At 69.3% G+C, this 15,611-nt stretch carries 15 protein-coding genes; 8 read left to right on the forward strand and 7 right to left on the reverse strand.

What is annotated here, in order from left to right:
• Window positions 1-22 precede the first annotated feature (22 nt).
• The 3 genes from CNO20_RS20980 to CNO20_RS20990 all read right to left on the reverse strand — a co-directional run bounded on the left by CNO20_RS20980 (window position 23) and on the right by CNO20_RS20990 (window position 3,190).
• Complete coding sequence (locus CNO20_RS20980; protein ID WP_101298161.1) at window positions 23-1,483, reverse strand: RtcB family protein; 1,461 nt, start codon at window positions 1,481-1,483, stop codon at window positions 23-25.
• A gap of 51 nt (window positions 1,484-1,534) precedes the next feature.
• A complete protein-coding gene (locus CNO20_RS20985; protein ID WP_101298162.1) occupies window positions 1,535-2,632 on the reverse strand; it encodes a DoxX family protein in 1,098 nt (365 codons plus the stop codon).
• Between the two features lie 144 nt (window positions 2,633-2,776).
• Entirely contained in the window at window positions 2,777-3,190 is a 414-nt protein-coding gene (locus CNO20_RS20990) for an archease (protein ID WP_101298235.1), read from the reverse strand.
• Between the two features lie 99 nt (window positions 3,191-3,289).
• Between CNO20_RS20990 and CNO20_RS20995 the strand changes: the two genes are divergently transcribed.
• The 4 genes from CNO20_RS20995 (at window position 3,290) to bcp (ending at window position 6,498) form a co-directional block, all read left to right on the forward strand.
• Window positions 3,290-3,766 (forward strand): GNAT family N-acetyltransferase, encoded by a 477-nt coding sequence (locus tag CNO20_RS20995; protein WP_101298163.1) that lies wholly within the window; start codon window positions 3,290-3,292, stop codon window positions 3,764-3,766.
• Between the two features lie 122 nt (window positions 3,767-3,888).
• Window positions 3,889-5,049 (forward strand): DNA primase small subunit PriS, encoded by a 1,161-nt coding sequence (gene priS, locus CNO20_RS21000; protein ID WP_101298164.1) that lies wholly within the window; start codon window positions 3,889-3,891, stop codon window positions 5,047-5,049.
• Window positions 5,046-6,008: a DNA replication complex subunit Gins51 gene (locus CNO20_RS21005; protein WP_101298165.1), complete on the forward strand. Its 963-nt coding sequence runs from the start codon at window positions 5,046-5,048 to the stop codon at window positions 6,006-6,008. Before priS ends, CNO20_RS21005 begins: the two co-directional genes overlap by 4 nt.
• Window positions 6,009-6,042: 34 nt before the next feature.
• Window positions 6,043-6,498: a thioredoxin-dependent thiol peroxidase gene (gene bcp / locus CNO20_RS21010; protein WP_101298166.1), complete on the forward strand. Its 456-nt coding sequence runs from the start codon at window positions 6,043-6,045 to the stop codon at window positions 6,496-6,498.
• 302 nt (window positions 6,499-6,800) lie between these two features.
• On the opposite strand, the gene idsA3 is transcribed toward bcp, so the two are convergent.
• The 3 genes from idsA3 to CNO20_RS21025 form a co-directional block, all read right to left on the reverse strand.
• The gene (gene idsA3, locus CNO20_RS21015) at window positions 6,801-7,847 is read right to left on the reverse strand and encodes a geranylfarnesyl diphosphate synthase (protein ID WP_101298167.1); all 1,047 of its coding nucleotides are present in this window, start codon (window positions 7,845-7,847) and stop codon (window positions 6,801-6,803) included.
• A complete protein-coding gene (locus tag CNO20_RS21020) occupies window positions 7,847-9,193 on the reverse strand; it encodes an RNase J family beta-CASP ribonuclease (RefSeq protein ID WP_101298168.1) in 1,347 nt (448 codons plus the stop codon). The genes idsA3 and CNO20_RS21020 overlap by 1 nt, the downstream gene beginning before the upstream one ends.
• 284 nt (window positions 9,194-9,477) lie before the next feature.
• Complete coding sequence (locus CNO20_RS21025; RefSeq protein ID WP_158237460.1) at window positions 9,478-11,547, reverse strand: Eco57I restriction-modification methylase domain-containing protein; 2,070 nt, start codon at window positions 11,545-11,547, stop codon at window positions 9,478-9,480.
• 235 nt (window positions 11,548-11,782) lie between these two features.
• Here CNO20_RS21025 and CNO20_RS21030 point away from each other — a divergent pair, with 235 nt between their 5' ends.
• The 4 genes from CNO20_RS21030 to CNO20_RS21045 all read left to right on the forward strand — a co-directional run bounded on the left by CNO20_RS21030 (window position 11,783) and on the right by CNO20_RS21045 (window position 15,362).
• Window positions 11,783-12,013 (forward strand): LSM domain-containing protein, encoded by a 231-nt coding sequence (locus CNO20_RS21030; protein WP_101298170.1) that lies wholly within the window; start codon window positions 11,783-11,785, stop codon window positions 12,011-12,013.
• Complete coding sequence (locus CNO20_RS21035) at window positions 12,010-12,183, forward strand: 50S ribosomal protein L37e (RefSeq protein WP_101298171.1); 174 nt, start codon at window positions 12,010-12,012, stop codon at window positions 12,181-12,183. The genes CNO20_RS21030 and CNO20_RS21035 overlap by 4 nt, the downstream gene beginning before the upstream one ends.
• Window positions 12,184-12,578: 395 nt before the next feature.
• Complete coding sequence (gene purF / locus CNO20_RS21040) at window positions 12,579-14,078, forward strand: amidophosphoribosyltransferase (protein ID WP_101298172.1); 1,500 nt, start codon at window positions 12,579-12,581, stop codon at window positions 14,076-14,078.
• A 123-nt stretch (window positions 14,079-14,201) separates the two neighbouring features.
• A complete protein-coding gene (locus CNO20_RS21045; protein WP_101298173.1) occupies window positions 14,202-15,362 on the forward strand; it encodes a glutathione-independent formaldehyde dehydrogenase in 1,161 nt (386 codons plus the stop codon).
• A gap of 51 nt (window positions 15,363-15,413) precedes the next feature.
• Here the strand turns inward: CNO20_RS21045 and CNO20_RS23575 are convergent, their stop codons facing one another.
• Window positions 15,414-15,587, reverse strand: a complete 174-nt coding sequence (locus CNO20_RS23575) for a hypothetical protein (RefSeq protein ID WP_199174952.1) — start codon at window positions 15,585-15,587, stop codon at window positions 15,414-15,416.
• Window positions 15,588-15,611: the final 24 nt, after the last annotated feature.

Consider the following 15,611-nt stretch of genomic DNA (forward strand, 5'->3'; position numbering starts at 1 on the left):
ACGCCGCCCTCGACGATGCCGCTCAGCCCTTGATGTTGCAGACGGGGAACGTCCGCGCGACCTTGTCGCCGATGCCGAGCTCGTCGGAGACGCGGACGACCTCGTCAACGTCCTTGTAGACGCCGGGTGCCTCCTCGGCGACCGTCGCGCCGCTCTGGGCCTTGACGTAGATCTTCTGCCGGTCGCGCAGGTCGTTTCGGACCGTCTCGCCCCAGTACTCCTTTTTCGCCTGCGTGCGACTCATCACCCGACCGGCGCCGTGGGCCGTCGAGCCGAACGTGAGTTCCATCGAGGCGTCGCCGCCGCGGAGGACGTAGCTGCCCGCGCCCATGCTGCCCGGGATGATGATGGGCTGGCCGACGTCGCGGTAGGCGCGCGGGACCTCGGGGCGGCCGGCGGGGAACGCCCGCGTCGCGCCCTTCCGGTGGACGTACAGCTCCCGCTCCTCCCCGTCCACGTCGTGAACCTCCTTCTTCGCGATGTTGTGCGCCACGTCGTAGATCAGGTGCATCTCCATGTCCTCCCAGTCGCGGCCGAAGGCGCGCTCGAACACCCGGCGGGTGCGGTGCATGATGAGCTGGCGGTTCGTCCACGCGAAGTTGATCGCGGCGCACATCGCGCCGTAGTAGTCCTCGGCGAGCGGCGATCCGGCGGGCGCGGCGGCGAGTTCCCTGTCGGGGAGCGCCGCGAGCAGGTCGCCGTGTTCCTTCTCGATGCGCCGGAGGTAGTCGTTGCACACCTGGTGGCCGAGCCCGCGGCTCCCGCAGTGGATGAGCACGACGATCTGATCCTCCTCCATGCCGAACGCCTCGGCCACCTCGGGGCGGTACACGTCCGTCACGCGCTGGACTTCGAGGAAGTGGTTGCCGCTGCCGAGGCTGCCGAGCTGGTTCTTCCCCCGGTCTTTCGCCTTCTGGGACACCGCGTCGGGGTCGGCGTCCGGACGGCGACCTTCGTCCTCGCAGTGCAGGAGGTCCGCCTCGACCGCGTGCCCCTCCTCCATCGCCCAGTCCATGCCGCGGGCGAGCACCTCGTTCACCGTGTCCACGTCGCCCTCGACGATGCCGCCGCCGCCGAGCCCCGAGGGGACGTTGGCGAAGAGCGAGTCGACCAGCTCCTCTTCCTTCCCCCGGAGGTCGTCGTAGGTGAGGTTCGTCCGCATCATCCTGACGCCGCAGTTGATGTCGTAGCCGACCGACCCCGGCGAGATGCACCCGTTTTCGGTGTCGGTCGCGCCGACGCCGCCGACGGGGAAGCCGTACCCCTGGTGACCGTCGGGCATGCAGATCGCGTGCTTCGTGATCCCCGGCAGGTGCGTCGCGTTCCGGAGCTGCTGGAGCGTCTTGTCGTCACCGATCTGTTCGAGGAGCTCCTCGCTGGCGAGCACGCGCGCGGGGACGCGCATGTCGCCCTCCCGCGGGATCTCCCACACGTACTCCCGGACCTGTTCGAGGCGGATGCCGTCGAACTCTCGCGTCTTCATACGTGAAAAAACGGTCGCCCGATTGAATAGGGTTCCGTCACGGCGATCGGTTCAATCGACCGGGGCGACCCGCCCGTCCTCCGACGCGCGCGCTTCGTGCAGCCGCGCGTCGAACGCGAACGGCCCGGCTCCGGTGACCAGAAGCGCCGAGACCAGCCCGAACAGGCTGATGTGCGCGAGCACCGGGTCGTCCGGCAGGCCGAAGAGCGTCGTCACGAAGAGGAGGAACGCGACGCCGGCGAACGCCCGGGTGAACAGCCCGAGTATCAGCATGACGCCGACGAGCGCCTCGACGAGCCCCGCGCCGACGACCCACAGCTCCGGCGCGACGGGGACGACCGCCGTCAGATCGTACTTCCCGACGACCGCGAGCGCGTCGCCCGGGTTCACGAGCTTCTCCGCGACGCTGAGGTAGAGGAACGTGAGGCCGAGTCCGACCCGGAGGACCGTCGGGACGAACGCCTCGTAGGGTTCGATCCGCCGCCGGAACGGCACCGCGAGCCGCCGGTAGAACGGGTCGATTCGGGAGTAGAGCGTGCGCTCGTCGTCCGCCATCCGCGCGATCACCTCGTCCGCGCTCGGGCGACCCCCGCCGACGAGGACGATCGCGAGGAACGCCGGGACGTACTCGAACGCGAGGAGGAGCGCCGGCTCGGCGACGACCCCCGCGAGGTAGCCGAGGAGGCCGACGGCGGCGACGAAGCGGGTCGCCAGCCCGAACAGCAGCAGGAAGCCGACCGCGATGCCGAACAGCCGGACGAACGTCGGCGCGGGCGGCCGGTACAGCGGGGTGAAGTAGTAGCCCGTGAAGCCCGCGCCGACGAGCGGGAGCCCGATGCTCAACCGCAGGAGCCACGGGAGCAGATCGCGGTAGGACGCGAGGGACGCCCGGAGCACGTCGACGTCGCGCCGGGCGGGCCTGACCCGGAGGTACAGCCCGAGGATCGCCCCGAGGACGACCGCGCCGCCGGCGAGGACGAGGAGGTTGAACGGATCGGTCAGCGCGTCGACCAGGAACGCGGCCACCTCGACCGGATCGCCGCCGGGCGTGACGTACTCGACGTGCGCCCGGGCCGTGCCCACCGCCGCGAGCAGCAGGACCGCGACGGCTCCGACGGCGGCTCCCACCGTCGTCGACTGTCGGTTCATAGTCGTCTCTTCGGCGGCGAGGACGCTAAGTCCTGCCCCGATTCTCTCTCCCCGGGAACCGATGACGGGCGCGACGCCGGGGTCGACGTCGCCCGCGACGAACGGAAGCGGTCGTCGCGGCGAACCGACGATTCGATGGGCCGGTCACACGTCGAACACGACGTACGCCTCCCAGCCGTCGGCGGTCTCCTCGACGCGCATCTCGGAGTACGTCACGGCCTTCACCTCGCGGGCGACGACCGCCGAGAGGGGGACCCCCCGAGCTGTCGCCTCGACGACCCACTCGTCGCCGTCGCGGTGCACGGCGGCGCGGTTGTCGACCGGCAGGACGCCCCGCACGTCGCGCTCGTAGATGAGCTGGTCGAGGTAATCGAACAGGAGGGCCTCGCGGCTCTCGGCGCGGACGCTGATCGGGAAGCAGTCGCCGCCGTCCTCGGGGACCGACTCGCACATCGCCGCCGCGAGGCCGTCGGCGACCGCCGCGAACAGCTCCGAGAGGTCGTCGGCCGCCGCCTCGACGGCCACGTCGGCCGTGTGGTCCCGCAGTGCGTAACTCACCGTCTCGCGGTTGAACGGGCGCACTCAAGTCGCTTCCGTTCGTTCCGTTCGGCGTGACGACGGTGGAGTTATATCCCAGACCATGTTAGGTGTGTGGTAGTGAGCGTCAACGTCGAGAAACGGGTGGACAAACCGGGCACCGACGCGCACGCCGAGCAGGCGTGGGAGCTCAAAGAGCGGATACGTCGGGACGAAGGCGTCCTCAAGCAGCGACGGGGGTTCTTCATGGACGCGTACCGCCGGTCGACGACGCACCTGTTTTTCATCGACGACGAACTCATCGGCTTCGCCTCGGTCCGGCGCGACGGGTACATCCTCTTTCTCGCCGTCGCCCCGGAGGTCAGGGGGCAGGGGTACGGCGGGCGGCTCGTCGCCGAAGTCGCCGAGCACCACCGGGTCGTCACCTGCCACGCGCGAACGACGAACGAGCGGGCGCTGCGCTTTTACGAGCACATCGGCTTCGAGATCAAGCGCCGCATCGACAACTACTACGAGGACGGCGGCGACGCCTACTACCTGAAGCTGGGCGAGCACGAGGGGATCCGGGACAAGCTCTCCGGGTTCATGCGCCGGTGAACGGCCCCGCCTCACACCCCGCCGAACCGACCGCGCGCCGCTGAGCCCTCCGCGCTCCGCTCGACCGTTCGCGCCCGCAACGAAAACGCCTATACCCGCGCTCTCACAAGGTCGGAGAAGCGATGGACGACCGGACGCGCGCGTACCTCCAGGGCCGCTTCGGCGATTACTACCGGAGCGTCGATATCGTCGCCCCACCGGCGGCCGGCGACCGCGAGTGGGGCCACATCCCGTGGACCGCCGGAACCGGCACGACGATGGTGCGCCACCAGTCGCTCCTGGATCTCGGCGACCTCGGGGACTTTCTCGCCCGGGAGGCGCCCCGCCACGCGTACTTCTCGGCCGCGCGCTACGCCGATCCGAGCGCGAGCACGATGGACGGCAAGGGCTGGCGCGAGGCGGACCTGGTGTTCGACCTCGACGCCGACCACCTCCCGGCCATCGACCCGGAGGCCACGAGCTACGGGGGAATGCTCGTGGCCTGCAAGGACGCCCTCCGCCGCCTGCTCGACATCCTCGAAACGGACTTCGCCTTCGAGGACCTCGAAGTGGTCTTCTCCGGCGGGCGCGGGTACCACGTCCACGTCCGCGACGACGGCGTGCGCGACCTCGATAGCGAAGCCCGCCGCGAGATCGTCGACTACGTCCGGGCGGTCGACCTCGACTTCGACGGCCTCGTCACCACCGTCCAGACCGGGACGACGACCCGGCGCACACTCCGGACCGAGGGCGGGTGGGGCAGGCGGACGCACGAGGCGCTGCTCGAACTCGTCGAGGAACTCCGCGCGACGGACGAGCAGGACGCGCTCGACCGCCTCCGGGAACTCGACGGCATCGGCGAGGGGCGCGCGACGACGATACTCGGCGCGTTCAGGCGGAACCCCGACGCGATCCGCGCCGGCAACGTCGAGGTCGGCGGCCCCGGACTGCGCATGCTCGTCGAGTCGATCGCCCGGGAGACGGTCGAGCGGGAGACCGCGCCGATCGACGAGCCGGTGACGACCGACACGAAGCGGCTGATCCGCCTCCCCGGGAGCCTCCACGGCGGGACCGGCCTTCGCGTGACGCGCATCGACCGCGACGCGCTGGACGAGTTCGACCCGCTGGTCGACGCGGTGCCGGACCGGTTCACGGGCGGCGAGATCAGGATCGACGCCCGCGCGGAGACGGCGGTCGACCTCCTCGGGGAAAGGACTAAGATCGAGGCGGGAGAGAACACGGTTCGAGAGTGCGTCGGCGTGTTCCTGATGGCGCGCGGCGACGCGGAGAAGGCAAGGGAATGAACCTCGACGAGCTCAGAACCGTCCAGTCGAAGGAGCGCCGGAAGGACAGCTTACAGCACCTCCGGGACTCGTTTTACGGGGACGTCGCCGCGTACGTCGAAGGGCTCAAGGAGGAGCGAAAGCGCATCGCGGCGGAGGCCGACGACCCCTTCTCCTCGCCGGAGGTGGGCCGCCTCACAGACGAGATCGAAACCGCGGAGGAGGTCGTCGAGGCGGTGTACGAGCGGCGGGTGGGCAAGGTGGTCAAGCTCGCCAGCTTCGCCGCGGCGGACATGCCGGTCGACGACGACGGGATGACCGCCGAGGAGCGGGCGCTGTTCGACGACCTCGTCGAGCGGATCGAGCGAAACAAGTCGAACGTGCTCGACGTGCTCGCCGGCGAGCGCCGGTCGGCCGCGGCCGACGCGGAGGGCGGGACCGACGACTCGGGGACGCCCGAAGCGCCCGGCGGCGTCCCCGCGTCCGAGAGCGCAGCTTCGGACGCGGACTCGATCGACGAACCGGGCGCGGACCGGGGCGGCGAACCCGGCACCGAGCGCCCGGATTCAGGCGGCGTCCTCGCGGACGCCATGGGCGGCGGACCGGACGACCCCGGCTCGAAAACGGACGACGGGGACGGCCGCGTTCCCGACGGATCGGACGCCGCTTCGGCGGGCGACGCCCCCGACGGACCCGCCGGCGACGGTCACGAACCGCGGTCGGGGGCTCCCGAACCCGACGACCGGGCCGAAGACGCGTCCCGGTCCGCGGGCGACGGCGCGTCTCGATCCGCGGGCGGCGACGCGTCTCCGAACGCCGACGGGACCGATCGGACGACCGTCCGCATCACGGCGGACGTCGGGGAGATCTTCGGGGTCGACGAGCGCGAGTACTACCTCGAAGCGGAGGACGTGGTGACGCTGCCCACCGCGAACGCCGAACCGCTGGTAGAGCGCGACGCCGCCGAACGGCTCGACTAGGAAACTGTTTGTGTCCGGCCTCCTAGACCCACCTATGCTCAGCGTCGGCGACGATGCGCCCGACTTCGAACTGCCCGATCAGCGCGGCGAGCGCGTCTCGCTCTCGGACTACCGCGGCGACACCGTGGTCGTCTACTTCTACCCCCGCGCCGACACCCCCGGCTGCACGACCGAGGCGTGCAGCTTCCGCGACGCCTCCGACGAGTTCGAAGAGCGGGGGGTCGCGGTGCTCGGAATCAGCGACGACCCGGTCTCCGATCTCGCGGCGTTCGCGGAGAAGTACGACCTCCCCTTCCGACTCCTCTCCGACGAGTCCGGCGAGGTTGCCGCCGCCTACGACTCCTACGGCGAGAAGAACATGTTCGGAAAGACGTTCGACGGCGTCTTCCGGAACACGTACGTCGTCGACCCCGACGGGAAGATCACGCGCGTCTACGAGGGCGTCTCTCCCGAGGGTCACGCCGAGCAGATACTCGCCGACCTCGAATAGCTCGAATTCGGGATCGGCGATCCCAGGCGCTCCCGTCCCCGTCCGCGCGCTCGTCGAGCCCGGGCCGCGTCCGCCCGGTCCGATCTGATCCGCGCCCGCGCTCGTCGGGCAGCGCAGCCGCTACCCACACACCGGGTTTCCGGTGAAATAAACTCGCAACTGGTTGTCCGTTTCCGTCCGACCGAAGAGCGGAGAACGGCGATCTCGTCGCCGATCCGCCACCTCGTTTCGCCCGTCAGCTTGCTCCGCCGTCGGTCCAGGCGGAACTTCGACGGCTTCGGCCGGTACCGTTCCGCGCGGTTTCAGTATCCGCGCGTGATGAGGTAGTCGGCGATGTCGGACAGGAGGCGTCGGCCCTCGTTGTCCGGCAGCACGGACAGCCGATCCTTGCTCCGCTCCGTCAGCTCTCGGGCCTTCTCCCGGGCGTACTCGATGCTGCCGGCGGCTTCGAGGCGGTCGACCGCCTCGTCGATCTCGGCTTCCGCGACCGACTCGGCGTCCGCCGCGTCGACGAGGCCGTCCACGTCGACGCCCTGCTGGCGGGCGTGAAGCGTGATCAGCGTCTCCTTGTTCTCCACGAGGTCGGAGCCGCGCTGCTTTCCGAGCCGCTCGCTCGGGACGGTGAGATCGAGCACGTCGTCCTGGATCTGGAACGCGCTCCCCGCCTCGATTCCGTACCCGTAGAGCGCGTCGACGACGTTCTCGTTCGCGCCGAGCAACACGGCGGGCGTTGCCGCGGCCGCCCCGTACAGCACCGCCGTCTTGTACTCGATCATCTGGAGGTACTCCTCGGGGAGCACCTCCGCCTGCGTCTCGAACTGCACGTCGAGCGCCTGCCCCTCGCAGATCCGGGTGCAGGTGGTCGACAGGAGCCGCATCGCCTCCAGGCCGTGCTCGGCCTTCGAGCCGGTGTCGCTCATGATCTCGAACGCCTTCGAGTAGAGGGTGTCGCCCGCGAGGATGGCCGTCTCGGTGTCGTACGCCTCGTGGACCGCCGGCACGCCGCGACGGAGGTCGTCGTCGTCCATGATGTCGTCGTGGATGAGGGTGAACGACTGGATGATCTCCAGGCTCACCGCCGCCCGCATCACGTCGACCGCGTCGTCGTCCAGCGACGGGAACGACCGGTAGTCGACGGACAGCGGTTCGACGTCCGCGAGCGCCTCGGCGGCGAGGAGCGTCACCGTCGGTCGCAGCCGCTTGCCGCCCGCCTGCAGGAGGTAGCGGGACGCCTCGTACAGCCGCTCCGGCTCCGCCATCGGCAGCTCCTCGTCGATGGCCTCGTTGACGAGCCTGCGCCGCTCGTCGACCGCGCGCAGCACTCGCTCCTCCGTCGCTTCGGACGTCATTACTCTACGATCTGGATCATGTTGCCGTTTCGCGTGACGTGCACGTCCCGGCCCAGCGTGTACCCCTGGCTCTCGCACAGGTCGACGTATGGGGCGAAGCCCCTGAGGTTCTGGTGGGCAGGGATGACGTGCTGGGGCTGGAGGGTCCGCAGCATCTCGTAGTGGCCCTCCTCGCGGAGGTGCCCGGAGACGTGGATGTCGTCGTAGATGCGCGCGCCCTGCATCCGCAGGAGCTTCTCGGACTGGTAGCGCTGGCCCTCGTTCGTCGGCTCCGGGATGACCCGGGCCGAAAAGAGGACCTTGTCGCCGTCGTCGAGCTCGAAGGGCGTCTCGCCGCGGCCCATGCGCGTCAGCATCGCTCGGGGTTCGCCCTGGTGGCCGGTCACGATGGGCAGGAAGTTCTCCTTGCCCTCCTTCATGATCCGCTTGAACGTCCGGTCGACGGACTTGCGGTGGCCGTACATGCCGAGGTCCTCGGGGAAGTCGACGAAGTTGAGCCGCTCTGCGGTGCCGGAGTACTTCTCCATCGATCGGCCGAGCAGCACCGGCTGCCGGCCGATGTCGTCGGCGAACTCGACCAGGCTCTTCACGCGGGCGATGTGGCTCGAGAACGTCGTCGCGACGATGCCGCCGTCGTAGTCCTCGATGGAGTACAGCACGTCCTTGAGGTGCCGGCGGGCGACCGATTCGCTCGGGGTCCGGCCCTTCCGACCCGCGTTGGTGCAGTCCTCGATGTAGCAGAGGACGCCGTTCCCTTCGCGGCCGATCTCGCGGAACCGATCCATGTCGATCGGGTCCCCGATGACCGGCGTGTGGTCCATGCGCTTGTCCAGCCCGTAGACGATCGCGCCCTCGGGGGTGTGCAGCACCGGGTTGATCGCGTCGATGATGGAGTGGGTGACGTTGACGAACTCCAGTTCGCACCGCTCGCCGATCGACATCGTCTCGCCGGCCCCCATCTTGATCAGGTTGTTCTCGACGTTGAACTTGCTCTCGCCCTGGAGCTGCTGTTTCACCAGCTCGATGGTGAAGGGCGTCGCCACGACGGGCGCGTCGTAGCGGTGGGCGAGCTTGGAGATCGCGCCGATGTGGTCGAGGTGGCCGTGCGTCGGCACGATGGCCTGCACGTCCCCCTCCAGGTCGCTCATGACGCGGTCGTCCGGGATGGCCCCCATGTCGATGAGGTCCAGGCTGTGCATCCGCTCGGTCTCGACGTTGTCGTGGATCAGAACCTGCGAGAGGTTCAGCCCCATGTCGAAGATGACGACGTCGTCGCCCGCGCGAACGGCCGTCATCTGGCGACCGACTTCCTCGTATCCGCCGATTGTTGCGATTTCGATTTCCATGGTTTCGGGCACTGAAACGCCACAAACGTGGCAGCTGTGCTCACTGAAATCCCCACTACGGGGGCCCACGGCCCCGGCGTCTTACAGCGCGTCGGTCGTTGACCCCCGCGTGCGACGACACCGCCGCCGACCGTCGCCGGTTCGGTGCGCGCCGCACTTGCCCGCGGGGTTGCGTTGTTCGGGCTTACACGCCCGGCTATTAAAAACTGCCTGAGTCGGCGCGCCGGGGAGGGGCGCGACGCTCGCAGACACTGATCGCCGCCGCTTCGAGCCGCTGCCCTCGGTCACCCGTCCGATTCCGGCTCGCGCAGGTCGGCCAGTAGCCGTCGCCCGTCCTCGTCGACACCGTAGGCACGGTACACGTGGTCGTTGAGTTTCCGCCGCGCCAGCCGGAACCGGTCCCAGAGGTCGCCGTCGACGGCCTCCGCGTCCCCGCCCCTTTTGCCCTCTCCGCCCCTCTCCCCGTCTCCGTTCCCGCCCGCTTCGCCGCCGCCGGCCTCCAGCGCGGCCTTCGTCTCCGCGAGCGTCTCGACGACCGCGCGCACGTCCGCCTGCGTCACCTGTCCCGGGTCCGCCTCGGTTTCCGTCCGGGGGATCGCCGCCACCGGAAGCTGATCGAGGTAGGGGCCGTCGAGATCCATGGTCAGCGTCGCGCGCGCGAACACGACGTCGCGCAGGTACGCGGCGACGAGGTCGCTCGTGAGGACGCCGAGGACGTACAGGTCGTCGAACCGGTCGTCCTCGACGACGACGTTCGTCACGGTGTCGTAGTTGTAGTACGGTCGGGGGACCGCCGGGTCCGACGCGCTGTCGTCGTAGGCCGCGTCGATCTTGACGTCGCTCGACACAAGGCGCTTGCAGACGATCTTGTCCCGCTCCAGTCGGGCCGCCTTCCGCGGGAGGTCGCCGCCGGCGTCGACGTACTCGGCGTCTTCGGCGTTCAGGTACCAGCTCTCGCCGGTTTCGGGCAGGTCGCCCCCGATGTGGCGGCCGCGGAGGATCGGCGTCCAGTCCGGCCCGCGGCCCGCGTCCGACAGGCGGTCCGCCTCGCTCTGGATCGCCAGCCCCCGGAACACGTCGGCGTCGACCTCCCCGAAGGGGATCGAGCGCTCCCAGACGGCCTCCCAGATCGATCCGCCGTCGGGATCCGCGGCGCACGGGTAGTAGATCGGGAACGCGCCCGAGCCGTCGAACCGCGACTGCGAGACGGCGTGCTCGGCGTACTCCCCGCGTTCGAGGGCGGTCACGTCCCCCACGCCCGAGACGACGCGGACGTCGTTGGCCGCCCGGCGTCGACCGTCCGCTTCGAGTTCGAGAAAGAGGATCACCTGCTCGTACCCCACGTCGTCCCAGGCCCGCCCGAGATCGGCGATCTCGACGATCCGACAGCGCCCCGCGACGTGTCGGCGGAGCGCCCGGAAGCCGCGGGCGTACAGCGTCGACTTCGGCAGGACGAACGCGAGGATCCCGCCGTCGGGATCGAGGAGATCCAGCCCGCGCTTGACGAACAGGCTCGCGACGTTGGTCCGGCCCTCGGTTACGTCCCGGTACCCCCGTTCGATCGCCTCGCCGTACGTCCCGTCCGACAGCGGCACGGACGACCCGCGGGCCACGACGCCGTACGGCGGGTTTCCGACGACGGCGTCGAAACCGCCCCGCTCGCGGCGGACGCGTCGAAACAGCCGCGCCACCCGTCGGCTCGCGCCCCTCTCTCCCCCGTTTTCGCGTCCCGTTCCGCCCGCTTTTCCCCATCCGTCTTCGTCCGTCTCTCCGCCCTCGTTCCCCTCTCCCTCCGTCTCTCCGCCCTCGTTCCCATCCGCGTCTCCGTTTCCGTCCTCGTTCCCGCAGCCGGCCGCGTCCAGCGGGACGAGCGCGTTGCCGACGACGACGCACGGGCTGGCCGCCCCGGAGGCGGATCGACCGCCGCCGCCTCGCAGCCGCACGTTCACCGCCGCGAGGTGAACGGCGAACTCGTCGAGATCGACGCCGTGGAGCTGCGTTTCGAGCGCGTGCCGGCGGGCGGCATCGGCGTCCCACCCGGCGTCGGCCAGGCGGCGCGCGAGGGCGGCGCACAGCTCCGTCAGGAACGCGCCGCTGCCGCACGCCGGGTCGAGGACGACGCTGTCGGCGTCGAGTCGACCCTCGACGCGCCGCACCACGTACCGGACGACCGGACGGGGGGTGTAGTACTGCCCGAGCGCCTTTCTGACCTCGTCGGGCACTCGCTCCTGGTACGCTTCGCCGAGGAAGTCCTCGTCGACCGCGGCGAGGTCCCCCCGCGCCACCCGCTCGGCGAGGGCCGCGACGCTCTCGCGGGCGTCGTCCGGCACGTCGGAGGCGTCGTAGGGGGGCATGGATCGGGATCGACGGACCGCGAATCGGGGGCCGACGGACCGTGGGTCGCGTTTCGGCGGACCGTCGCCGAACCGCCGCGCCGCCCGGCGGACGGGTCGCTCCGTCGGTCGTGATAACGGAGCGAGAGGGTATAGTCGTTCAGTGGGCCGAACCGCCGGCGCGATCCCCGCGGCGAGCGCATTGTCTCGGGTCCTGTCCGGTATGTTTAATACACGAACGGGATGCGTCTCTGTCATGAGCGGACGACCCCTGGACGTGTTGGAGGCATCCCTGAACGAACCGGTCACGGTCAACCTGAAGGACGGCACCGCCTACCACGGGGTGCTCGCGGGCTACGATCAGCACATGAACGTGGTGCTGGAGGAGGACCTCGACGCCGACGACGTGCTCGGCGACCTCGACGTCGAGGCGGTCGAAGACACAACGATTATACGCGGCGATAACGTCGTCACGATCAAAGCATGACGGGAGCAGGAACCCCGAGCCAAGGGAAGAAGAACAAGACGGTCCACGTGAAGTGCCGTCGCTGCGGCGAGAAATCGTACCACGTCAAGAAGAAAGTCTGTTCGGCCTGCGGCTTCGGCAAGTCGGCGAAGCGCCGCGAGTACGCCTGGCAGTCGAAGGCCGGCGAGTAGTCCGCGGTCCCGACTCTCGTCTCCGTTTTCTCTCGCGGATTTCACCCGAACAGCGGCGCGTCGGGAAGGTCGCTCCTGCCGACTCCGCTACTTCCGACGCGCACGTGAACCGCGACGACCCGACGGCGGCGAAGCCACCCCGTCGCGATCCGTCGCGGGGTTTCGTGTAGGGTCTCGCGCGGTCCGTCGCAGGGGTCTCGTCACCCGTCACGGAAGTCTCGTCGCCCGTCACGAGGGTCTCGTCGCCCGTCGCCGGAGCAGCCTCGCTACCGTCTGCGACGGGAGGGCGAGCGCCCGAGGAGTATGCGTGTTCTTGTACATCTTCGTCCGAACACCGAGATGAATTCCGCACAATGACGGGGGTTTTTAATCGTCGACCGTCTCTAGCCGTCCGTATGCAACACGGGCGGGATTCGAGCCGTCACCCCCTGGGCGGGCTGACCGAGAAGTGCGGCGTCGCCGGCGTCTCCCTCGCGGATCGGAGCGCCGCGCGCCCCCTGTACTACTCGCTCTACGCGCTCCAGCACCGGGGTCAGGAGTCGGCGGGGATCGTCACCCACGACGGGTTCCAACAGCACAGTCACGTCGAGATGGGGCTGGTGGGCGACGCCTTCGGCGAGGACGACCTCGACGGGCTGAAGGGCTCGGCGGGGATCGGCCACGTCCGCTATCCGACCGCGGGCGGCGTCGACGCCTGCTGCGCGCAGCCGTTCGCGGTCTCGTTCAAGTCCGGCTCGCTCGGCCTCGCGCACAACGGCAACCTCGTCAACGCCGACGAGATCCGCGCCGAGCTGGAGGGCTTCGGCCACGCGTTCACCTCGAACGGCGACACGGAGGTGATCGCCCACGACCTCGCCCGCAACCTGCTGGAGGAGGATCTCGTCCGCGCGGTCAAGCGGACGATGGAGCGCATCCACGGGTCGTACTCGCTCACGATCATGCACGACGACGTGGTGCTCGGCGTCCGCGACCCCGAGGGGAACCGCCCGCTCTGCATCGGCGAACTCGACGACGGCTACATCCTGGCGAGCGAGAGCGCGGCCATCGACACTCTCGACGGGGAACTCGTCCGCGACGTGCGCCCGGGCGAGCTGGTCGTCCTCGAAAAGGACGGCGCGGGGTACGACACGTACCAGCTCTTCGAGCGCGAACACTCCGCGCACTGCTTCTTCGAGCACGTCTACTTCGCCCGGCCGGACTCGATCGTCGACGGCAACCTCGTCTACGAGGTCCGCCGGAACCTCGGCCGGAAGCTCTGGGAGGAAAGCGGCATCGACACCGACGTGGTGATGCCGGTCCCGGACTCGGGGCGCGCGTTCGCCTCCGGGTACGCCGAGGCGGCGAACGAAGCGGCCGACGAGGAGGGCGACGCCGTCGAATTCGCCGAGGGGCTGATGAAGAATCGGTACGTCGGTCGGACGTTCATCATGCCCACGCAGGACGAGCGCGAGCGGGCGGTTCGCCTGAAGCTCAACCCGATCAGGAGCACCGTCGAGGGCAGGACCGTCACGCTCATCGACGACAGCATCGTGCGCGGGACGACCTCGACCCAGCTCGTCGAGCTTCTGCGGGACGCGGGCGCGGAGGAGGTGCACATGCGCATCGGCGCGCCGCCGATCGTCGCCCCCTGCTACATGGGGATCGACATGCACACCCGCGAGGAGCTCATCGCCGCGGACAGGTCCGTCGAGGAGGTGCGCGAGGCGATCAGCGCCGACAGCCTCGCGTACCTCTCGATCGACGCCGTCGCGTCGGTGCTCGGCGAGTCGCGAGCGGACCTCTGTCTCGGCTGCGTCACCGGCGAGTACCCCTACGACATCGAGGGCGAGGCCACCGACCGCGAGGTGACCCGCCCGCCGATCGCCCCCGAGGACGCGACTCCCGCGTCCGACTGATCCTCGTTCCCCCGCGACCGTCCGGATCACCGATCTCTCACCCCGCTACGACGTATCGCAGGCCGTGAAAAAAATGTCATGTGTCTTAGCGTTGTCCCTCCTATGAGGTGCTATAACATGTCAATGAGCGCGGTCGTGTACAAGGGACCGCACCAGGTAGCCGTCGAGGAGGTAGACGAACCGGAGATCGAACACCCGAACGACGTCGTGATCGACATCACCACGTCGGCGATCTGCGGGTCCGACCTGCACATGTACGAGGGGCGGACGGCAGCGGAGCCGGGGATCGTCTTCGGGCACGAGAACATGGGAACCGTCTCGGAGGTCGGCGAGGGCGTCGACACGCTGGAGGAGGGTGATCGGATCGTCCTCCCGTTCAACGTCGCCTGCGGCTTCTGTCGCAACTGCGAGAACGGCTACACCGGCTTCTGCACCAACGTCAACCCCGGCTTCGCCGGCGGCGCGTACGGGTACGTCGCCATGGGGCCGTACAAGGGCGGTCAGGCCGAGAAACTGCGCGTCCCCTACGCCGATTTCAACGCCCTGAAGCTCCCCGAGGGCGACGAGCACGAGGACGACTTCGCGCTGCTCGCGGACATCTTCCCGACCGGGTGGCACGGGACGCGCCTCGCCGACCTCCAGCCCGGCGAGTCCATCGCCGTCTACGGGGCCGGGCCGGTCGGCCTGATGGCGGCGTACAGCGCGAAGCTCCAGGGCGCGTCGGAGATCTACGTCGTCGACCGCGTCCCGAGCCGGCTCGAACTGGCCGAAGAGCACTGCGACGCGACGGCGATCAACTTCGAGGAGGGCGACCCGGTCGAGCAGATCAAGGACATGCACGGCGACGGGGTGGACAAGGGCGTCGACGCCGTCGGCTACCAGGCGATCGATCCGAAGACCGATCCGGGGGACGACGCTTACGACCCCGCCCGCGAGAACCCGGCCGTGGTGCTGAACCAGCTGATCCGGACCGTCCGCGCGACCGGGAAGCTCGGGATTCCCGGCCTGTACGTTCCGTCCGACCCCGGCGCGCCGGACGAGATGGCCGAGATGGGGCGTCTCGGGATCGACTTCGGCAAGCTGTTCGAGAAGGGCATCGCGCTCGGCACCGGCCAGTGCAACGCCAAGCGGTACAACCGCCAGCTCCGCGACCTCATCATCGAGGGGCGCGCAGAGCCGAGCTTCGTCGTCTCCCACCGGGTCGACCTCGACAGAGCGCCGGAGATGTACGAGAAGTTCGACAACCGCGAGGAGGGGGTCACCAAGGTCCTGCTCGAACCGTAGCCCCGCCCGTCCGCGGTTCGCGAGGCCGGGAGGCGATGTTTCGCACGCGGTTCAGGCGCGGAGCCACGCCTCCGGGTGTTCCGCCCGGAGGTGGTCGTGGTACGCCCTGACCATCGCCGCGTAGGAATCGGTCGTCGTCCGCCAGTCGCAGTGGTCGCAGCGCCCGGAGATCGGTCCGCCGTCGTCCGCGTCGTTCGTCGCGAGAATGTGGTTCGATTCGTTCATCTGTTTCGCGCGGACGTATTTGTA

This window comes from Halegenticoccus soli, from assembly GCF_002844195.1.
Classification (GTDB): domain Archaea; phylum Halobacteriota; class Halobacteria; order Halobacteriales; family Haloferacaceae; genus Halegenticoccus; species Halegenticoccus soli.

What these genes read in the sequence shown, in the direction of transcription:
- CNO20_RS23575 (WP_199174952.1), bottom strand. Translation starts at nt 15,587, where the DNA reads ATGAACGAATCGAACCACATTCTCGCGACGAACGACGCGGACGACGGC.
- bcp (WP_101298166.1), top strand. Translation starts at nt 6,043, where the DNA reads ATGCTCAGCGTCGGCGACGATGCGCCCGACTTCGAACTGCCCGATCAG.
- priS (WP_101298164.1), top strand. Translation starts at nt 3,889, where the DNA reads ATGGACGACCGGACGCGCGCGTACCTCCAGGGCCGCTTCGGCGATTAC.
- CNO20_RS21020 (WP_101298168.1), bottom strand. Translation starts at nt 9,193, where the DNA reads ATGGAAATCGAAATCGCAACAATCGGCGGATACGAGGAAGTCGGTCGC.
- CNO20_RS21030 (WP_101298170.1), top strand. Translation starts at nt 11,783, where the DNA reads ATGAGCGGACGACCCCTGGACGTGTTGGAGGCATCCCTGAACGAACCG.
- CNO20_RS20980 (WP_101298161.1), bottom strand. Translation starts at nt 1,483, where the DNA reads ATGAAGACGCGAGAGTTCGACGGCATCCGCCTCGAACAGGTCCGGGAG.
- idsA3 (WP_101298167.1), bottom strand. Translation starts at nt 7,847, where the DNA reads ATGACGTCCGAAGCGACGGAGGAGCGAGTGCTGCGCGCGGTCGACGAG.
- CNO20_RS21045 (WP_101298173.1), top strand. Translation starts at nt 14,202, where the DNA reads ATGAGCGCGGTCGTGTACAAGGGACCGCACCAGGTAGCCGTCGAGGAG.
- CNO20_RS20985 (WP_101298162.1), bottom strand. Translation starts at nt 2,632, where the DNA reads ATGAACCGACAGTCGACGACGGTGGGAGCCGCCGTCGGAGCCGTCGCG.
- purF (WP_101298172.1), top strand. Translation starts at nt 12,579, where the DNA reads ATGCAACACGGGCGGGATTCGAGCCGTCACCCCCTGGGCGGGCTGACC.
- CNO20_RS21005 (WP_101298165.1), top strand. Translation starts at nt 5,046, where the DNA reads ATGAACCTCGACGAGCTCAGAACCGTCCAGTCGAAGGAGCGCCGGAAG.
- CNO20_RS21025 (WP_158237460.1), bottom strand. Translation starts at nt 11,547, where the DNA reads ATGCCCCCCTACGACGCCTCCGACGTGCCGGACGACGCCCGCGAGAGC.
- CNO20_RS21035 (WP_101298171.1), top strand. Translation starts at nt 12,010, where the DNA reads ATGACGGGAGCAGGAACCCCGAGCCAAGGGAAGAAGAACAAGACGGTC.